The sequence below is a fragment of the Enorma massiliensis phI genome (genome assembly GCF_000311845.1).
Lineage (GTDB): Bacteria > Actinomycetota > Coriobacteriia > Coriobacteriales > Coriobacteriaceae > Enorma > Enorma massiliensis.
Genome location: NZ_HE978574.1, coordinates 772,201 through 788,047 on the forward strand (window position 1 = coordinate 772,201; position 15,847 = coordinate 788,047).

The window sequence follows — 15,847 nt, forward strand, 5'->3', positions numbered from 1 at the left end:
GGCGGCTACGACGGGCGCGGGCCCTGCCGGGGCGCCGATCTCCTCCATTTCCACAAGGTACTGGGTTCCATCGATCGAGATTTTGAATTTACGCAGCATCGCTTTGGGTCCCTTCCATGTCCTTCTGCTTATAGATGCGCTTTACAGCAAACGAGCTCTTTTCCAGGGCTCCCGCGCCCAGTGCCGTCGCGATGACGGCGACGCGTTGATGCTCGGGGTTGGCGACCGAAACGCGCTTAACCACGAGCTTGCTTTCTTCTTGGGCGCCTGCGGCGATGGCCGAGGCGATGATGCATGCCGGTAGATGCTCGGCGGGGTCGACGGGAAGGTAGGCGGGTACTTCTTCCCACTCATCCTGGGGGAATCCGGGCGCGATCTCGGGGCGCGCGGCATGCGCGCTCGGCGATCCCGGGGCATCAGCCCTCCGCTTACGCTGCGCGGACCGCGAGAAGCGCTCGCGCAGCCAGGAACGAAAACCCATGTGTCCGTCCTTTCTCACGCGCCCTTTGGGATGGGGAACACGCGGCGCGTGTGCATATGAAGATATTGTATAGGGAATGTAGTGGTTTGTGGGAGCTCGATGAAAACTCGTTGTGTGGAGGTTCCAAGCATCTTGCCGCCCTCCTCCGCCGGTGACTACCGCTTCATGCGCGCGGGCATAATAGGCGAAGTCTAACAGCGTACGCACACGTGACATGGAGGTCAATATGGCTACGTTTTATAAGAATGACGCGAACAACTTCCTCGCTGCCCTGCAGGTCGAGACTCCGGCTCCCGCGGGTTATCAGGCGCTCGACGCCAATACGAGCGACGGTGCCGTCGAGAAGCATGTTCCTGTCGTCGAGATTGAGCACGAGGGCCGCCTCATCAAGGTGACGGTCGGCTCGACCGAGCATCCCATGGAGACGGCCCATTACATTCAGTGGATCGCGCTCGAGGCGGACGACCGTCTCGAGGTGCATCATCTCAAGCCCGGTCAGAGCCCCGTGGCGTTCTTCCCCGGCGGCGTTAAGGCCGGTACGGTGTACGCCTACTGCAACCTTCATGGGCTGTGGAAGGCAGAGTTCTAGGCTCTTCGCTACCAATGGATGCGGAAGGGTCGCCTTCGGGCGGCCCTTTTTCGCATAAAATCGCAGAAGAGGTTTATGCATCGCCCGTGCGGGGCGCAGTGGGGCAGAGGGAGAGGGGGAGCGCCCTATGAAGATCGCAATCGCGCAGATCGACATGCGTCTGGGTGACATCGACGCTATCTGCGCGCGCATCGAGGACCAGGCAGCCCTTGCGCACGAGCAGGGGACTCGGCTTCTCTGCACGCCGGTCCCCCTGTTCTCGGGCGCCGCGCCTGGCCCGATCGTCGAATCCGCGAACTTCCAGCACGATCTGATCGCCGGCCTGAGCGGCATGGCGATGCGGCTCGCCCAACTCGACATAGCCGCGCTCGTCCCCGCCTTCGTCGCGCACCAGGGTGCGTACATGCTCGAGGTGTTTTTGCTCAAAGACGGGAATGTGTCGCCGCTGCGCACGCTCTTGGCGATTCGCCGCGAGCAGGCGGGCGATGACGACCTGTGGACGCCGCCCGTCTTCGATGTCGACGGCGTCCGCTGCGCGATCACCTTCGACGTCGAGCGCGCGGGCGAGCTCCTGCCTCCCGGGTGCGACCTTATGATTTACTTCCAGGCTGGATCGCTCGACGTTTCGCGAGTCGAGACATCGGCCGTAGCCGCCGTGCAGGACGGCCATTTCCGTCCCGTTGCCGTCAAGCGCAGCCTCTGGCTCGCTTGCGTGGCGCCGGTTGGCGGCTTCGACGGAGCCATCTATGCGGGCGGTTCCTTCGTGATGGATGACTGCGGACGAGTCGTGGCGGCCTCGCCGTGCTTTGAGGAAGACCTGCTCGTGCAGGATGTTCAACGCGGTACGACCGTGCCGTGCATCGAAGACCACGAGTTACCGCATTTCAATCGGTCGGAATGGCTGTGGGACGGGCTTCGCGTGGGCCTCGTGGACGCTGCGACGGCGTGCGGGTGCTCGCGGGCCGCGCTCGTGCTCGATGGCAGCCTGCCCAGTTCACTCGCTGCGACGCTCTGCGTCGATGCCTTCGGGCCGCGAAACGTCGTCGGCCTGTTTGTGGCGCGGTCCGGCATGCGGACGCCTGCGCAGGATGCGGCCGAGCGGGAACGGGTCGAGCGCGTGCGCGACCTTGTCGCATCGCTGCACATCCGCCTTGTCGAGCGTGCGGAGCCCGATTGCGCAGCGCTGCTTGACCGGGACGAGTCGCGCATCGCCGTTCCCGGCGACGATGCTGCCGTTCGCCGGGCATCGGCTCATCTGGCCCAGCTCTTCCTCGACGACATCGCGCATGCCGAGCATGCCTTGCCGGTAAGCTCGCTCACCAAGACCGACTACGCCCTCGCGCCCGAGGGTGCGGGCGGGTCGCTGCCGGGGCAGATCGCTCCGTTCGGCGACGTGTACCTTACAGCGCTGGAGTTCGTGGCCCGCATGCGCAACCGCGCGGGCGCCGCGGTGCCGGCCGCCCTCGTCTCGTTGCGTGCGGTGAAGTCGTATCTCGATGGCATCATCAGGAGAGCCGCCGCACTCGAGGCATCGCGTCCCTACTATGCGGTTCGCGTCGCCGAGGCGTTGGGCGCGCTCGAGCCGAGCCAAATCGACGCGGCGCTCGAGGCCCATATCGATCGCGACCTTCCACTCGACGACCTTCCGCTTGCGGCAACGAGGCCGGATGCGGCGGCGCTTCTGCTCATGCTCGTTCGCCGGGGCGAAGCAGCTCGCCGCGCGCTGCCCCTGGTGCCTGCGGTTTCGGCTCGTTCCTTCGGCGAGCGGGCCTGGCCGGTCGATCTTGCGTGGTCCGATCTGGGCCGGCATGGAGCCGATCCGCTCGATCTTGCGGGGCTTGCGCGCGCCGCAATCGAGCGTGCGGAATCGCGCGGGGAAGCGCTGAGCGCACGGGTGCGCGGCGAGATCATGGGGCTGGTGGGGAGCCTTCTTGGCATCACGCCCGAGCAGCTCGAGGCGATGTCTACGGAAGAGGGCCGGCAGCAGCTGGGCGGGCAGCTCCCCCAGCTCGAGGACCAGGTCCAGCGCGCGCTGCACGACCTCTTCGAAGGGGGCTCCGCCGATGGCGAGGAGGGCGGCAACCCGTTTGCCGGCCCTGCTGCCCGTGGCTTCTCGTTCTTCTCGCAAAACTAGTGCCCGCCTCCGCCTCGCTATGATATGATACTAGAACAGATGTTCGAAATCTCGAACATGCCGTGTGGAGGCATCCAGAGCTGATTGAGGGGAGGGCCGATGGTCGTCTTGGGAATCGACCCCGGGCTGGCGAATACCGGCTGGGGCGTCGTGGAGGAGCGCCGCGGCATATGCCGTTGCCGTGCCTACGGGTGCATCCATACGACGACCGAGGCCGACCTCGCGGCGCGCCTTCGGCACATCGTCGACGAACTCGTTTCGGTTGTCGATCGGTATCAGCCGCATGCGGCGGCGGTCGAGGGCATCTATTTCGGGGCGAATGTCCGCTCGGCCATCCCCACGGCACATGCGCGCGGCGCTGCGCTCGTTGCCTGTTCCCTTGCGGGCGTCGAGGTGGGGGAATATACCCCCATGCAGATTAAGCAAGCGGTTGTGGGGACGGGCGCTGCAGATAAGCGTCAGGTAACCTATATGGTCCGCAGCCTCCTGAACCTCGATCACGACCCCAAGCCCGACCACGCGGCCGACGCCCTCGCGTGCGCGATCTGCCATGCGAACCTCTGGCGCACCGCGGCCGCTACGGACGGCGCCTATGTCAAGGAGAAGGGAAACCCCTACGCATGATCGCTCAACTCCACGGAATCCTGCTCGAGGCCACCCTCTCGGTGGCGGTGCTCGACGTTTCGGGTATCGGGTTCGAGGTCGGCATCTCGGGCATGACGGCGGCCTCTCTGCCCCCGCTCGGTGAAGAGGTGCGGCTCTATACGCGGATGCGCATCGGCAACGATGCCGTCGCGCTCTTTGGCTTCGCCACCGTCGAGGAGCGCACGATGTTCGATCGCTTGGTTGCGGTTTCAAGCGTGGGACCGCGTCTTGCGCTCGCAGTGCTGTCCAAGTATTCCGTCTCGCAGATCTACTCCATCGTCATGGCCGAAGACACCACGGGCATGTCTGCGGTGCCTGGCGTGGGAAAGAAAACGGCGCAGCGGCTTATCCTCGAGCTCAAGGGCACGCTTGCCAAAGACCATGGCCTCGCTGCAGCCGATGTACCCGCCGCGGGCCAGCTCCCGCTCAGCCGCGCTGCCTCGTCGCCGCTTGACGACGCGCGCGCCGCGCTCCTTTCCATGGGCTTCAGCCCGCAGGAGACCGATCTTGCCCTCGACGGGTATGATGAGGGCATGCGGGTGGAAGACCTGCTCGCGGCCGCACTGAAGAGACTCGGGATGGATGCATGATGTGGGAAGCGGATGAACAGGACCTGTGGCAGGACGTGCCGCAGCGGCACGGTGCAGCGAACGGTCCGGCTGCGGCCCGCGGCGATCGCTTCGTGACGGGCAATCTCACCTCAGACGACCTCGATGTGGAGCGCAGCCTGCGCCCCCAGCTTCTTGACGACTATTGCGGCCAGGAGCATATCAAGCAGAGCCTGCGCATCCTCATCGAAGCGGCACAGAGTCGTGGCGAAACGCTCGACCACGTGATTTTCTCCGGCCCTCCGGGCCTCGGCAAGACGACGCTCGCCTCGGTGCTCGCCAACGAGCTCGGTGCGCAGATTAAGACGACATCCGGCCCGGCCATCGAGCGCACGGGCGACCTCGCGGCCATCTTAACCAATCTTCAACCGGGCGACGTGCTCTTCATCGACGAGATTCACCGGCTGAACCGTTCCGTCGAGGAGATTCTTTATCCTGCGATGGAAGACTTCGCGCTCGATATCGTGATCGGCAAGGGGCCGGCCGCGCGTTCCATCCGGCTCGAGATCCCGCACTTCACCCTTGTGGGGGCGACCACTCGCTCGGGCATGCTCACAGGGCCTCTGCGCGACCGCTTCGGCATCTCGTTCCGCTTGGACTATTACGCAATCGAGGACCTCGCCCAGATCGTTGAGCGCTCCGCCTCGATTCTGGGGGTGCAGATCGATCACGATTCCGCGGTCGAGATCGGCTCCCGTTCACGTGGTACCCCGCGCCTGGCAAACCGCCTGCTCAAGCGTGTGCGCGACTACGCGCAGGTGCGCGGCAGCGGCGCCATCGACCTCAAGACCGCTCGCGAGGCCCTCGAGTTCTTCGAGATCGACGAACTCGGTCTCGATTGGATGGACATCCGCATCCTGGAAACGCTCGCCCAGACGTTCCGCGGCCGTGCGGTTGGTCTCAGCACGCTGGCGAGCGCCGTAGGGGAGGACCCCTCCACGCTCGAGGACGTCTACGAGCCCTACCTCCTGCAGCGTGGCCTCATCGTGCGTACCCCGCAGGGCCGCATGGCCACAACCGCCGCCTTCGACCACCTTGGCATGAAGCCGCCCACAGCGTAGCTAATTTCGCTAGAGGAGCCGCCTCTGCCCGTTGCGGGAAATGGCCCCGCTGCTTCCTTTTGTGGGGTGATGCCCGCAGGGGTAGGTCGTGTGCTGGCATCTCGTCGTTGTGCCCACCGCGCGGTGCGATGCCGCAAAGCGGCGAACCCCCGAGCGCGCAGCATCCCATTATTGTGCCCCACCGCACAGGGCGATGCCGCAAAGCGGCGAGCCCTCCAAGCCCTCGCCATGTCCCATCCAGCCCAATCGCGCAGCCCGCACGCAGGGGCGCTCCCCCGTTTCTCCTGCGCAGTTTCGCAGAAAGGCCCAGCAAAGCTGGGCCTTTCGAGAATGTATGAGCAAGGAGAAACGGGGGAGCGCCCCGCCGGGAGCAGGACCCTACGCGATCTTCCTCACATTGAGCGCCTGCGTCTCGCCCGGCTTCTTTCCCGGACCGACCTCGAATTCAACACGGTCGCCCTCGTCAAGGGTCTTGAAGCCGTCCATCTGAATCGCGCTGAAGTGCACGAAGATGTCGGACTTGGTGCCGTCGGCGGGCGCGTCGTCGGGGGCGATGAAGCCGTAGCCCTTCTCGCGGAAGAAGGACTTCTTGATCGTTCCGGTCATGCTGTACCTTTCTTTCTACGCTCTCATGCGAGCGGGTCGTGCGCCGGCGGTCGCCGACACGAAGACTAAGCATACCCCTAACGCCCCCTCGTCAATCCGAGATTCGCGGTCGCAAGGGCATGCAGTGTGCCCCCTTGCAGAACCCTTACGTTGGGTGGGTGAATGTCCGCGCGTGGGGGTACACTTGATGGTGCGTAGCCCGCTCGGGCACGTGACCTGTACGCTCAAGCAAGGAGGCTTCATGCCCTGCACTACCATTCTCATCGGCAAGAAGGCGAGCTACGACGGTTCGACCATCGTTGCTCGCAACGAGGACTCACCGAACGGGCAGTTTGAGCCCAAGCGCCTCACGGTTGTCCATCCAAGCGAGCAGCCGCGCACCTACACTTCGACCGCTTCGCACCTCACTATCGAGCTGCCGGATAACCCCATGCGCTACACCGCCGTGCCCGATGCCATCGAGGGCCACGGTCCTTGGGCGGCGGCAGGCTTCAACGAGCTTAACGTGGGCATGAGCGCCACGGAAACCATCACTTCGAACCCGCGTGTGCTCGGCGCGGACCCGCTCGTCGTCTACAAGCCCGCAAAGGGCACCGAAGGCGAGGAGGGCTACGTGCCCGCGGTTCCCGGTGGCATCGGCGAGGAGGACATGGTCACGCTCGTGCTGCCCTATATCAAGAGCGCTCGCGACGGCGTTCGGAGGCTGGGCGAGCTTCTGGAGCGTTACGGCACGTACGAGATGAACGGCATCGCATTCAGCGATGTGGACGAGATCTGGTGGCTCGAGACCATCGGCGGCCATCATTGGATCGCGAAGCGCGTGCCGGACGATTCGTATGTGACCATGCCCAATCAGCTTGGCATCGACTACTTCGACCTCGCGGATGCCGAGGGCGATGAGGTCGAGCACATGGCGAGCCCCGACCTGCGGAGCTGGATGGCAGAGCATCACCTTGACCTCACGCTGCTGCGCCCCGAGGTCTTCGACGATATCTACGACGACTTTGCGGACGACCTCGCAGACGACGTGGAGCAAGATGACGAGGACGACTTCGCAGACGGGCTTCTCGACCTCATCGAGGACGTGCGTGCCGGCATGCTCAATGGCGATATCTTCAATCCGCGGCAGGCGTTCGGAAGCCACAGCGAGAGCGACCACGTATATAACACGCCGCGCGCGTGGTACATGCAGCGCTGCCTGAACCCGAGCGACGGCTGGGACGGGCCTGCCGCCGTCTTTGGCCCCGAGTCTGATGACATCCCGTGGTCGCGCGTCCCGGAGCGCAAGCTCACGATCGAGGATGTGAAGGACGTGCTCTCCGCGCACTATCAGGGCACGCCGTTCGACCCCTATGGCACCATGGGTAACGCCGCTTCGCGCAACCGCTACCGCCCCATCGGCATCAATCGCAACGGCCAGCTCGCGGTGCTGCAGCTCCGCCCCTATGCACCTGAAGCGTACCGAGCCGTTCAGTGGATGGCGTTTGGCTCGAATCCGTTCAACGCCCTCGTCCCGTTCTATGCAAACGTCGATGAGCTGCCCGAGTACCTCGGCAATACCGGTGCCCGCGTGACGAGCGAAAGCTTCTACTGGGCGAACCGCATCATCGCCGCCCTCGCCGACGCGCGCTTCCATGAAAACGCGGCTGCGGTCGAGGCATACCAGGAGAAGATGGCTGCCCTGGGTCACAAGATGCTCCATGAGACCGATGCCGCCGTGGCGGGCCTTGATGTGGCTGCGGTGCCGGAGAAGCTCGCAGCGGCGAACAGCGATCTCGCTTCCGAACTCAAGTGCGCAACGGAGGAGCTGCTCGGCAAGGTGCTCTATACCACGAGCTGCGCGATGAAGAACGGCTTCGCGATGTCTGACAACGTGCGCGAATAGACCGGTCAACCGGATTGGCAACGGGGCCAAGGGAAGTTGCCGGCCCCGCCCCGTTGTTACCGCAGCGCTCCTTTGGGGTACAAGGGGAGCAACGAAAACCGCGGCGCTCGGGCTAGCTGCGCGTCCGCTCGTTTGAGGAGGCAACATGGCTATGTCTTTCGACGAACTTGTCAACAACATGGTGAACGTGAGCCTGGGCGCCGCTGCCATGGCGGCCGACAAGGGCAAAGAACTCATCGACGATCTGAGCGCCCGCGGCGCGCAGGCCCGAAGCGATGCGTCTCAAGGTGATTTCGCACGCTCCATGGCCGACGTGTTCAAGCAGGCCGGCGGGGCCGTGAGCGATGTGACCGAGCGGCTGAGCGAGCAGGGAGCGACGGTTGCCGAGCGCATCTTGGACGAGCTCATCGTCGCTCGCGTGCGCCCGCTCACGACGGCCGAGCGCGCCGCCTTCGTAGCCCATGTCACGGAGCTCGTGGAGGCGGTTCCCGCCGCTGCCGTGAGCGTGCCCGTGGAGTCGGTTGCAGCCGAGGAAGCTGCCGGCGAGCAAGCGCCGGGCGATGCCGAGGGCGTTGCCGACGAGAAAACCGAGGAATAACGAAAGCGATTATCCGCCATGGACTTCGGCACGAAGAACAACCCATCGCCGCCTCCCGAGCCCTTGATTCCGGAAGAGCGAGTGCCCGGCGAGGAGCCTGAGTTCGGCCCGTCGCGCACGAGTTTTCGGCGCGAGCGGGCCGTGGACGAGGTGCCCGATGAGCCCGAGGTCATGGCGGATGTCGATAAGTACCAGCTCACCCTCACGGGGCGTCGTCGTCGTATCGCGCAGATCTTCCATATTGCACGCAAGTATGAGGTGTGGAGGAACATCACGCCGGTGCGCCTCCGCCGCATGCTCGAGGAGCTCGGCCCCATGTTCGTCAAGATGGGCCAGATCCTCTCAAACCGCTCTGAAATCTTGCCCCAGCGCTATTGCGACGAGCTGCGCCGCCTGCGCACCGAGGCCGACCCGGTTCCCTATCCCGTGGTGCTCGAATGCCTCGAGGCAGAATACGGCAAGAAGCTCGGCGACCTCTTCGATGCCATCGATCCCAATCCGCTCGGTAGCGCCTCGCTTGCGCAGGTTCATCGCGCCCGCCTCGTTACCGGAGAGGACGTTGCCGTAAAGGTGCAGCGTCCTGGCGCCCAGCAGGTCATGGCGCAAGACATCGATATCATGCGCTCGCTCGCGCGCCTTGCGACGCGCCTCATCAAGACCGAGCAGATCATCGACTTGGGCGAGGTGGTGGAAGAGCTCTGGCGCTCGTTCCGCGAAGAGACGAACTTCCTTGCCGAGGCGCGCAATCTCGACGAGTTCTATGCCTTCCACAAGCATACGCCCGGCATCTCGTGCCCGCGTTCGTATATGGACCTCTGCACTGAGCATGTCGTGGTGATGGATTACATCGAGGGCATCTCGATCTCGGAGCCCGAGCTGCTCGTGCGCGCGGGCTACAAGCTCAAGGACCTGGGCAACGAGATCGTGGACGACTACGCCACGCAGGTGCTCGACGACGGCTTCTTCCATGCGGACCCCCATGCGGGCAACATCATCCTTTCGGGCGGGGTCATCTACTTCATCGACCTCGGCATCGTGGGGCGCATGTCCGCGCATGACCGCGGTGTGGTGAAAGACATCATTTTCGCCGTGGCCGAAAACGATGTGCCCAAGCTCAAGGACAGCTTTATGCGCTTCGCCATCTCGCGCGGCGACACGGCTGCCATCGACCACACGGCGTTCCTCACGGACCTCGATTACATCGTGCAGGATTTTGGCGGAAGCAATCTCAAAGACCTCGATATCGGCCGTTTCCTGACAGCGCTCATCAATCTGGCGCGCAAGAACGATATCGAGCTGCCACCGGTGGTGACGATGTTCGCGCGCGGTATGGTGACGCTCGAGGGCCTGCTTTCGGAATATATGCCCGACGTCAACATGATCGAGATCATCCAGGTGCATATCGCCCACGAGAAGAGCGGCTACGAGCGTGCGCGCGAAGCTGCGGAAGAGCTTGCAGTGGGTACCGCCCGCGCCGTAAAGGGGTCGCTCCAGACGGCGGAGTACCTCGGTCTCGCGTCGCGCATGCTCACGCGCGGCCAGCTCAAGGTGAATACCGAGCTCATGGGTTCCGACGAGGTGCTTCGGCGCCTGGGCGGCATCGTGGACCGTGCGTCGATGGCGATCGTGATCGCGGGTCTCTTCATCGGGTCGTCGGTCGTGTACTATGCGAAAATCGAGCCGGTCATCTTCGGCATCCCGATCATCGGCTTTCTCGGCTATGTTTCTGCGCTCGTGCTCGCGCTCATGCTCGGTCGCGAGATTTGGCGCAACTCCCACGGCAAGCGCCGGTAGTCTGTACTCCGGGCGCTCCTTGCGGCATCGAGGCGCTCTGGCTCTCAGCGCCGTGGCTTACGAGGCGGGGTTGGCGATCTCGATGTTGGAGAACGCGCCGGAATCGCGGTCGTATTCAAAAACGAGGACGCAGCAGTTGCCCAGATAGACATCTTGCTCGCAGCGCGCGTTACGCTCCCAGACCGTTTTGAACAGCTTGCTGATAGAGCCGTGCGATACGGCGAGCGCGTCTCCGGTGCATCCGTCCATGAGGCCGCGAAGGGTGCTCACGATGCGGTACCGGGCGCATGCCTGGGTCTCGCCGCCGCGCATGACCGCCGCGTCGCCTGGTTCCCATGGGCTCACACCCAGGCGTTCGACGGGTTCCCCCTCGAATCTGCCGTAATCGCGCTCCATGAGCCCGGCGGAGGAAATGCGGGGGAGCGTGGAGAGTCCGGGGACCTCCGCTACGACGATGTCGAGCGTTTGCTGCGCGCGCCCCAAGGGCGATGCGGCTATACAGGAGAAGTCTGCTTCCTGGCTGCGAAGCCATGCGGCGGTGCGTCGTGCCTGCGCCACGCCCTCATCGGTGAGTGGCGAGTCGCAGCGGCCCTGGAGGATATGCTGGGTGTTGTACACCGTCTGCCCATGGCGCATGAGATAGAGCTTCTGCATCGTTACACCAACTTTTCGTATGCGATGCGCGTGAGGTCGGTCTCGGCATCCCCTTTGGTCTTGAGCTCGAAGGTCATGAGCTCGGTGAAGCCGTGGCGGGTGAGGAACGAGCGCATAGCGACGTTGCCGGGATGCGTGTCGATCCTAAGGCTTTTGCGGCCGTTCTCCCGTGCGATGTTCTCCGCCGCCGCGAACATGAAGCCCATCACGCCGCGCTTGAGCGCGCCGGCGGCGGTGGCACAGCGATGGATGGCGGCGTAGGAGGGCGTGCAGCCGGGGGTGGTCTGCGGGGTGAGCCAGGTGAGCTCGGGCATGCGGTATTCGGGATCCTCGTCGAAGCGAAGGGCAAGCGTGCCGAGCAGCGAGCCGGAGGCGTCAACGGCGACCCAGCAGGCGTCGAGGGCGAGGTCTCCCTCAACGCTCGCGCGGTTGGGATAACCGTGCTGCCATTGCTCGATGCCGAATCGCGCGATGGAGCGCTTGCCGTCTTCGAGTATCTCCATGACGCGGTCCGCCTCGCCGGGCAGCGCGCGCCGCATGGTCAGGGTGTCGTTCATGGTGAAAGCCTCTCGATGGTATGCGCCCACGGGCGCTCGATTGACCGGCTGCATTACGATAGGCGTTTTCTCCGCTCGCGCAAGGGCCACCCGCCGACTCAAGAAAGCGGCATAATTGGGAAAGAGATGACGGCTGGGGTGAGGCGCTGGAGCCTGCCTCATGCGAGTTCGGTAGGGGAGGAACGACATGCAGGACGTCCAGGACATGCTGCCGCTCTTCGATGTTGAATCGCAGACACCGGGTGTCTGCGATTCACATGACGCGCGAAAACCGGGTGTCGGCGCGTCATACGCCATCGACATCGATCGCTGCATGCACTGTGGCGATTGCGTTCGCGCCTGCCTCTTTGGCGCCATCGCCGCCGGTCCGATGGGCCGCACCCTTCGCATCCTGGAAGATCGCTGCACTGCTTGCGGCGCCTGCCATGAGGCGTGCCCCACCGGCGCCGTCTACGAACGCAGGGAACGTTAACCCCGCACCGCTGCTCCATCATTCATGAGACACTTAGACCCGGCACAAGTGTCTCATTCAAGGATGGCTGCCATGCGAGGGGGAATCCCCGCCGCGAGTGCAAGGCCGTCCGCAGGGCGGGGCCATATGCTCCCGGCGCAGTTCCGCAGAAAAAGAGCCCCATCGGGGCTCTTTTTCGAGGACTGTTTGAGCACGGGGGCATATGGACCCGGCCCGCCGGGAGGACGCCCTTAGTACGAGAAGAAGTCGAAGCGCGGCGGCAGCTCCTTCACGCGGTGGGTGCCCGGCTTCTCGCCGAGGCTTTCCACAAGGGCATCCGTCGAGTCAAGCACGTGCTCCCAGGAGAAGAACGCCTCGGGAGCTATGTCGAAGTGCTCGCAGATGAGCTCGCATCCGGCAGGCACGATGCCATGCATGAGGACGGTTGCCACGCGCAGCTCCAAGAACGCGTCGACGAGCGCCTGATGCATGAGCGCATCGCCCGCAGCCTGGTCGTCCTTCTGCACCGCCTTGGCCGCCTTGCTCTCGTCGCTCCAGCGCTTATTGGCGGTGCGCAGGAAGGCGTCGCACACGCCGAGCGCGCGATGGAGCTCGGTGCGCCACATGGCCTGCTCGAAGGCGAGGGCTGCCTGCTCGGCGGCCTCTGTCGCTTCGGCCGAAGCTTCGCCTGCGGGAATGCATCCCGTGCGCACCGTGCTCGGGTCGCCGTCCTTTTTTGCAACGCCGTAGAAGCACGAACGCGCCAAGCGGTTGAACACGCCGGTAAGGAGCGTTCCCTCCTTGAGCACCGGGTCGATCACGCGCTTGTCGTCGCGGGCAAGGAGCGGCGTTCCATCGGGGTTCTTGCCCGTCTCGCGCAGATCGTATGCCTTAGGGCTGAAACTCACCGGCTTCTCACCAAGGCCCAGTGAGAGGAAGTGGGCGCGCAGCTGTTCGGTGCTGTAGTGGTCGAGGAGCTCGCTTGCGGGCGGCGGCGGGGTCTTGGAGCTCGAGCTTGCCTTCTTGCCCATGTAGAGTACGTGGTAGTTTGCCACGAGCGTGCTCTGCTGCATGTTCCAGCCGAGCGCTTCCCACATCGCCGTCTGCGCGATGCCGTAGAAGTAGATGTTGTCCTGACCGATGAACTGGTACACGTGCGCCTCGGGATCGCACCACCAGTCGCGCCAGTTGTGCGCAGCGTAACGCGTGCCACCGGCCCGCTCGTCTGCCGCAAGCGCCGTGCGCGTGAAGCTGACGGGCGCCCAGAGGCTCTCGGGCCAGACCCAGCAGGTGAGGCCGGAGCAGCCGCATTCATCGGTTACGGGGACGCCCCAGGCGATGTTGCCCGTAAGGCGGAACGGCACGAGCGCCTTTCCGGAGCGGAAGCGCACGCCGCCTGCTCCGAGCACCTCGTGCGCGTCGTCGCGTTCGCGCCAGCTCGGGAAGGTCACGGTGAACGAGCTCTTGTTGCCTTCGGGGTCTGTCACGGTGTGCGGCGGCAGCTCGCCCTCGATGGCGTCGAATGCCTCGCGGAACTTGTTCTGGATGTAGAGCTGCGGCGGGTTAAGCCACTCTTCGAGGGTCTTTACCACCACGGAGCGCACCGTCTCGTCGCCCTCGAGCTTCTTGGTGAAGCCTTTCAGGAAGTCGAGGTAGGACGGGAGGTCGAAATAGATGTTGTCCACGGGGCGAAGTTCCGGGGTCTCGCCGGTGAGCGCGCTCTTGGGCGCGATGAGCTCCTCCGGTTCGAACTGATGCCCCAGGTCGCACTCGTCCGCATAGGCTTTCTCGGACTTGCAGCCCTGGATGGGGCATCTGCCCGTGACCTGGCGCCCGTTCAGGAACTGCTGCGCCACCGGATCGAAGAACTGCTTGGTTGCGCGCTTCTCGAGCACGCCCTGCTCCTTGAGGCGCAAGATGATCTCGTCGGTCATCTGCTCGTGAACGTGCGCGGCGGGTTCGAGGGCGCTGCCACCGAAGAAGTCGGGTTCCACGTCGTAGCCGGCGAGCGTTGCGGCTTGGCTCTCGTGGTTCGCCTCCACATAATCGGAGATGTGCTTTTCGTAGCCCTGTTCGTCATGCAGCTTGCGATAGCTTTCCATGATAGGGCTGCCGTAACAGTCGGTGCCAGAGACGAACAACACGTTCTCGCGGCCGATGCGGTCGCGCAGGAAGCGCGCATAGAAGTCGGCGGGAATGAAGACGCCGCCCACATGGCCGAAGTGCAGGTTCTTGTTGCCATACGGCATGCCGGCCGTTACGATGGCGCGGCGCGGCCAGGTGGGGCGCGAATCTTTGCTCAGCTTGGATGCCATGCAGCCTCCCTGCTTTGGTCGAAACATCCAGATAGGCAACCATTATGGCACAGCACGCCAGATTCCGTGTATGCTTGGACACATGAGATGCCGAAGCAACATACACACGTTCGAGGACGAGGATTTCCTCAAGCGCATGACCCAGTGCTCTGCCGTGACGTTCATCATCGGGTTGGCGGCGACGCTCGTGTTCGCGGTCGCGCTTGCCGTGGCCGTTCCCGAGAGTTTCGACGGCCTGCTGGTGGGGATTTTTGCGGAAGACGGGCGCGGCATCGTCGACTACCTGTTCTGGATCGCTTGGGTCGCGGTGGCGCTCGTGGTCTCGCTTGCGGCGCACGAGCTCGTGCACGCCATCTTCTTCAAAGCATTCGCTCCGGCGGGTACCCGCGTGTCGTTCGGTGCCAACTGGAAGCGCGGCATGCTCTACGCATGCGCCGAGGGCATCGTATACACCCGCTCGCAGTACCTCATCATCGCGCTTGCGCCCACGTTCGTCGTGACGCCTCTGGTGGTTGCAGCGGGGCTTGCGTGCGGTTGCCCCGTAGCGGGCGCCTTCGCGGCGGTGCTCCATCTTACCGGGTGCGCGGGCGACTGGGGGTACGTCCATGAGCTTCGCGCCGATCCTCTCATCACGCATTGCGAGGACACCTCGTACGGTGTGTGCTTCTACGGTGATGACGAGGATTGCGATGCCGCCTTTGGCGAGGAGCAAGAGGAGGTGCGCTCATGACGCGCCTGCTGCTCCATGCCTGCTGCGCCCCTTGTTCGCTCGAGCCTGTGCGCCTGCTCTGCGAGGAGGGCTTCGAACCAACGATTTGCTGGACGAACCCGAACATACAGCCCGTTGAGGAGCACGATCGCCGTCTTACCGAGCTTCGGCGTTGGTGTGCGGTGGAGGGCATCCCACTCATCGAGGCGGAGGAAGACGCTGTTCGATGGGAGCGCTCGGTGGCACCCATTGGCGCTGAGGCGCGCGAGCGCCGGTGCCGTGCCTGCTATGCGATGCGCCTCGCTGAGGCCTGCCGCGTTGCAGAGCGCGAGGGCTTCACCCATATCGCGACGACGCTCGCCGTGTCGCCGTATCAGCTGTTCGAAACCTGCAACGACGTGCTTTGCCGGCTCGCCTCGGCGCGCGGCCTCACGCCGGTAATCCGCGATTTTCGCCCCTGGTATCCCGAGGCAACGCGTCGTTCTCGCGAACTCGGGATGTATCGGCAGAACTACTGCGGGTGCCGTTTTTCCGCTGCCGAGGCCGCGCTTGACCGCGCTCGTCTGCGCGATGAGCGCCGTGCCGCGAAGAAGCATTGACATTTTCCAACTTGAGCCTCGAAACAGTACCTTTTGGGCGCTTGGTTGGGTGGGTCGCCCTTGCGCTTCGCGGTGACCTGCGGTCTTGCAGCTTGATCTCCGTGCGCACCGATAGCCGTGCGCGCCGATAAAAAGGTACTGTCTTGAGCGCTGATCTGTCT

The 15,847-nt window shown here is 64.3% G+C and carries 16 protein-coding genes; 11 read left to right on the plus strand and 5 right to left on the minus strand.

The genetic code is table 11. From position 1 onward, the window contains the following. Positions 1 to 88: 88 nt before the first annotated feature. Positions 89 to 481: a hypothetical protein gene (locus tag HGEM_RS03145; protein ID WP_019127951.1), complete on the minus strand. Its 393-nt coding sequence runs from the start codon at positions 479 to 481 to the stop codon at positions 89 to 91. A 226-nt stretch (positions 482 to 707) separates the two neighbouring features. On the opposite strand from HGEM_RS03145, the gene HGEM_RS03150 reads away from it, so the two are divergent. From HGEM_RS03150 to ruvB, 5 genes are all read left to right on the plus strand, one after another. Next, entirely contained in the window at positions 708 to 1,070 is a 363-nt protein-coding gene (locus HGEM_RS03150; RefSeq protein WP_019127952.1) for a desulfoferrodoxin family protein, read from the plus strand. A 127-nt stretch (positions 1,071 to 1,197) separates the two neighbouring features. Beyond that, on the plus strand, positions 1,198 to 3,204 hold the full coding sequence (locus tag HGEM_RS03155; RefSeq protein ID WP_019127953.1) for an NAD(+) synthetase: 2,007 nt from the start codon (positions 1,198 to 1,200) through the stop codon (positions 3,202 to 3,204). A gap of 99 nt (positions 3,205 to 3,303) precedes the next feature. Next, on the plus strand, positions 3,304 to 3,828 hold the full coding sequence (gene ruvC, locus HGEM_RS03160; RefSeq protein WP_019127954.1) for a crossover junction endodeoxyribonuclease RuvC: 525 nt from the start codon (positions 3,304 to 3,306) through the stop codon (positions 3,826 to 3,828). Continuing rightward, a complete protein-coding gene (gene ruvA / locus HGEM_RS03165; protein ID WP_019127955.1) occupies positions 3,825 to 4,439 on the plus strand; it encodes a Holliday junction branch migration protein RuvA in 615 nt (204 codons plus the stop codon). The genes ruvC and ruvA overlap by 4 nt, the downstream gene beginning before the upstream one ends. Continuing rightward, positions 4,439 to 5,518 carry a Holliday junction branch migration DNA helicase RuvB gene (ruvB, locus tag HGEM_RS03170; RefSeq protein WP_019127956.1) on the plus strand — a complete coding sequence of 360 codons (1,080 nt, stop codon included), beginning with the start codon at positions 4,439 to 4,441 and terminating at the stop codon, positions 5,516 to 5,518. The genes ruvA and ruvB overlap by 1 nt, the downstream gene beginning before the upstream one ends. 378 nt (positions 5,519 to 5,896) lie before the next feature. Here the strand turns inward: ruvB and HGEM_RS03175 are convergent, their stop codons facing one another. Next, positions 5,897 to 6,124, minus strand: a complete 228-nt coding sequence (locus tag HGEM_RS03175; RefSeq protein ID WP_019127957.1) for a cold-shock protein — start codon at positions 6,122 to 6,124, stop codon at positions 5,897 to 5,899. 241 nt (positions 6,125 to 6,365) lie between these two features. On the opposite strand from HGEM_RS03175, the gene HGEM_RS03180 reads away from it, so the two are divergent. From HGEM_RS03180 to HGEM_RS03190, 3 genes are all read left to right on the plus strand, one after another. After that, a complete protein-coding gene (locus HGEM_RS03180; protein WP_019127958.1) occupies positions 6,366 to 8,009 on the plus strand; it encodes a C69 family dipeptidase in 1,644 nt (547 codons plus the stop codon). A 145-nt stretch (positions 8,010 to 8,154) separates the two neighbouring features. Further along, positions 8,155 to 8,607 (plus strand): hypothetical protein, encoded by a 453-nt coding sequence (locus tag HGEM_RS03185; RefSeq protein ID WP_035100618.1) that lies wholly within the window; start codon positions 8,155 to 8,157, stop codon positions 8,605 to 8,607. 18 nt (positions 8,608 to 8,625) lie between these two features. Further along, positions 8,626 to 10,401 carry an ABC1 kinase family protein gene (locus tag HGEM_RS03190; RefSeq protein WP_019127960.1) on the plus strand — a complete coding sequence of 592 codons (1,776 nt, stop codon included), beginning with the start codon at positions 8,626 to 8,628 and terminating at the stop codon, positions 10,399 to 10,401. Between the two features lie 57 nt (positions 10,402 to 10,458). Here HGEM_RS03190 and HGEM_RS03195 read toward each other — a convergent pair whose 3' ends face one another. Both HGEM_RS03195 and HGEM_RS03200 read right to left on the minus strand, forming a co-directional pair. Further along, a complete protein-coding gene (locus tag HGEM_RS03195; RefSeq protein ID WP_019127961.1) occupies positions 10,459 to 11,055 on the minus strand; it encodes a histidine phosphatase family protein in 597 nt (198 codons plus the stop codon). A gap of 2 nt (positions 11,056 to 11,057) precedes the next feature. Further along, the gene (locus HGEM_RS03200) at positions 11,058 to 11,612 is read right to left on the minus strand and encodes a GNAT family N-acetyltransferase (RefSeq protein WP_019127962.1); all 555 of its coding nucleotides are present in this window, start codon (positions 11,610 to 11,612) and stop codon (positions 11,058 to 11,060) included. Between the two features lie 187 nt (positions 11,613 to 11,799). Between HGEM_RS03200 and HGEM_RS03205 the strand changes: the two genes are divergently transcribed. Next, on the plus strand, positions 11,800 to 12,084 hold the full coding sequence (locus HGEM_RS03205; protein ID WP_019127963.1) for a 4Fe-4S dicluster domain-containing protein: 285 nt from the start codon (positions 11,800 to 11,802) through the stop codon (positions 12,082 to 12,084). Between the two features lie 230 nt (positions 12,085 to 12,314). Here HGEM_RS03205 and HGEM_RS03210 read toward each other — a convergent pair whose 3' ends face one another. Beyond that, the gene (locus HGEM_RS03210; RefSeq protein WP_019127964.1) at positions 12,315 to 14,378 is read right to left on the minus strand and encodes a class I tRNA ligase family protein; all 2,064 of its coding nucleotides are present in this window, start codon (positions 14,376 to 14,378) and stop codon (positions 12,315 to 12,317) included. Positions 14,379 to 14,514: 136 nt separating this feature from the next. Between HGEM_RS03210 and HGEM_RS03215 the strand changes: the two genes are divergently transcribed. Next, positions 14,515 to 15,108 (plus strand): DUF3267 domain-containing protein, encoded by a 594-nt coding sequence (locus HGEM_RS03215; protein WP_230197209.1) that lies wholly within the window; start codon positions 14,515 to 14,517, stop codon positions 15,106 to 15,108. Beyond that, on the plus strand, positions 15,105 to 15,686 hold the full coding sequence (locus HGEM_RS03220) for an epoxyqueuosine reductase QueH (protein WP_019127966.1): 582 nt from the start codon (positions 15,105 to 15,107) through the stop codon (positions 15,684 to 15,686). Before HGEM_RS03215 ends, HGEM_RS03220 begins: the two co-directional genes overlap by 4 nt. The last annotated feature ends 161 nt before the right edge of the window (positions 15,687 to 15,847 follow it).

Bases quoted from the DNA above. Each gene is read 5' to 3' on its own strand.
- HGEM_RS03185 (WP_035100618.1), top strand. From the start codon at position 8,155: ATGGCTATGTCTTTCGACGAACTTGTCAACAACATGGTGAACGTGAGC.
- ruvA (WP_019127955.1), top strand. From the start codon at position 3,825: ATGATCGCTCAACTCCACGGAATCCTGCTCGAGGCCACCCTCTCGGTG.
- HGEM_RS03155 (WP_019127953.1), top strand. From the start codon at position 1,198: ATGAAGATCGCAATCGCGCAGATCGACATGCGTCTGGGTGACATCGAC.
- HGEM_RS03195 (WP_019127961.1), bottom strand. From the start codon at position 11,055: ATGCAGAAGCTCTATCTCATGCGCCATGGGCAGACGGTGTACAACACC.
- HGEM_RS03175 (WP_019127957.1), bottom strand. From the start codon at position 6,124: ATGACCGGAACGATCAAGAAGTCCTTCTTCCGCGAGAAGGGCTACGGC.
- HGEM_RS03190 (WP_019127960.1), top strand. From the start codon at position 8,626: ATGGACTTCGGCACGAAGAACAACCCATCGCCGCCTCCCGAGCCCTTG.
- HGEM_RS03215 (WP_230197209.1), top strand. From the start codon at position 14,515: ATGACCCAGTGCTCTGCCGTGACGTTCATCATCGGGTTGGCGGCGACG.
- HGEM_RS03145 (WP_019127951.1), bottom strand. From the start codon at position 481: ATGGGTTTTCGTTCCTGGCTGCGCGAGCGCTTCTCGCGGTCCGCGCAG.
- HGEM_RS03150 (WP_019127952.1), top strand. From the start codon at position 708: ATGGCTACGTTTTATAAGAATGACGCGAACAACTTCCTCGCTGCCCTG.
- HGEM_RS03180 (WP_019127958.1), top strand. From the start codon at position 6,366: ATGCCCTGCACTACCATTCTCATCGGCAAGAAGGCGAGCTACGACGGT.
- HGEM_RS03220 (WP_019127966.1), top strand. From the start codon at position 15,105: ATGACGCGCCTGCTGCTCCATGCCTGCTGCGCCCCTTGTTCGCTCGAG.
- HGEM_RS03205 (WP_019127963.1), top strand. From the start codon at position 11,800: ATGCAGGACGTCCAGGACATGCTGCCGCTCTTCGATGTTGAATCGCAG.
- HGEM_RS03200 (WP_019127962.1), bottom strand. From the start codon at position 11,612: ATGAACGACACCCTGACCATGCGGCGCGCGCTGCCCGGCGAGGCGGAC.
- ruvB (WP_019127956.1), top strand. From the start codon at position 4,439: ATGTGGGAAGCGGATGAACAGGACCTGTGGCAGGACGTGCCGCAGCGG.
- HGEM_RS03210 (WP_019127964.1), bottom strand. From the start codon at position 14,378: ATGGCATCCAAGCTGAGCAAAGATTCGCGCCCCACCTGGCCGCGCCGC.
- ruvC (WP_019127954.1), top strand. From the start codon at position 3,304: ATGGTCGTCTTGGGAATCGACCCCGGGCTGGCGAATACCGGCTGGGGC.